The organism is uncultured Campylobacter sp. (assembly GCF_937949835.1).
Classification (GTDB): domain Bacteria; phylum Campylobacterota; class Campylobacteria; order Campylobacterales; family Campylobacteraceae; genus Campylobacter_B.
Genome location: NZ_CALEDC010000254.1, coordinates 1 through 1164, shown reverse-complemented (window position 1 = coordinate 1164; position 1164 = coordinate 1). Strand labels below are relative to the sequence as shown.

The window sequence follows — 1164 nt, the reverse complement described above, 5'->3', positions numbered from 1 at the left end:
TCTTTAGCCCGCCGAAGGCTTCGCTACCCGTACAGATAAGCCCGCGCCGCAATCGGCGTTTGCGAGGCGAGTTCCGCGCCGTTTTAAAATTTTGTAAACGCCGCAGCGGCAATAAGCGCGTTTTATATAAATTTCAAAACGCGGCGGCTAGCGAGAATTTTATCCGTGGCGAAATTTTGCACTCGGTTTGTGCGAACTAAATCCGTGTTCAACCCCGCGCCGCGCGAGAGATAAAATTTAACGGGCGCGAAAGGCGCATAAGTTTAGCTTCTCTTTTCGTTAAACATATACGAAATCACGAAAACGATCAGACAAACGGGTGCAAATGCAAATGCCACGCTCCAGCCGGCGGCACGCTCGCCCCAAAAATACCCCGCCGCCAAGCACGCCAAAAACCCGCCGTAAAAAGCGCCGAGCGATAAATTTTCTACCGCAAAAAGTAGTAAACTAAGATTTGGATTTTTTACAAACAGCTTGCTTGGCTTAAAATTTTTATACTTTTTGAACAAATACCAAAGCAGCGCGTAAGCCAAAATCGCAAATGTTGCCGCAAAAAGTGGCGCGTTTGGCGTGTCGTCTATCGGCAAAACCTGCCAAAATCAAAGCGCCGCCTACCTACAAAACCGAACCGATCAGGCCCGCCGCCCACCAATCAAGCAAGAAAACTAGGCACCGCCAGCAAATACTTCTCCGCCGCGTAAAATTTATACCTTTGCTCCGCGTTCATCAGTCTTAAGTCCCATAAATTTTTAATGAAATTAATATTAGAGAATCTAGCGCATCTCTATATCTCTACCGCCCAAATAATATTCTTCCAGCGGATAATTTATATTGCCGCAGTTATCAAATTTAAAACCTTTTCCGATACCAACTACGGCATTTTTTCTCTCTTTATAGTATTTCTTCACGATAATAAAATTTCCTCTCTCTCTCTCGTATCGCACAGATACTCCGAATGGTTAAATTGCATATAATTGCCGTTAAATATAGCGAATTTATCAAGGAGCAAAGTGCCAGTAACATCATTCTCGCTACCATCTATTCCAACTATCGGTCTATCAAATCCAACGCTCATATCGTTCAAATTTATTTTTAGATATTTCTTTGGATCGGTTTTTTTAGCCTTTAGCTCTTTCATCAGTATCTCCTCCGTCGTTTTTCCCT

General features: G+C 43.6%; 3 protein-coding genes and 1 pseudogene. 1 reads left to right on the top strand and 3 read right to left on the bottom strand.

Annotated elements, in window-relative coordinates; all coding sequences use genetic code 11:
- Window positions 1-200 (top strand): hypothetical protein (locus Q0256_RS05820; RefSeq protein WP_297961023.1); only part of this gene is annotated, 200 nt, incomplete at its 5' end.
- 63 nt (window positions 201-263) lie between these two features.
- On the opposite strand, the gene Q0256_RS05815 is transcribed toward Q0256_RS05820, so the two are convergent.
- The 3 genes and pseudogenes from Q0256_RS05815 to Q0256_RS05805 form a co-directional block, all read right to left on the bottom strand.
- The gene (locus Q0256_RS05815) at window positions 264-587 is read right to left on the bottom strand and encodes a hypothetical protein (RefSeq protein ID WP_297961020.1); all 324 of its coding nucleotides are present in this window, start codon (window positions 585-587) and stop codon (window positions 264-266) included.
- Window positions 588-773: 186 nt separating this feature from the next.
- A complete protein-coding gene (locus Q0256_RS05810; protein WP_297961018.1) occupies window positions 774-908 on the bottom strand; it encodes a hypothetical protein in 135 nt (44 codons plus the stop codon).
- Window positions 905-1164, bottom strand: a pseudogene (locus Q0256_RS05805) (hypothetical protein); the annotation flags it as partial. The gene Q0256_RS05810 and the pseudogene Q0256_RS05805, both read right to left, overlap by 4 nt.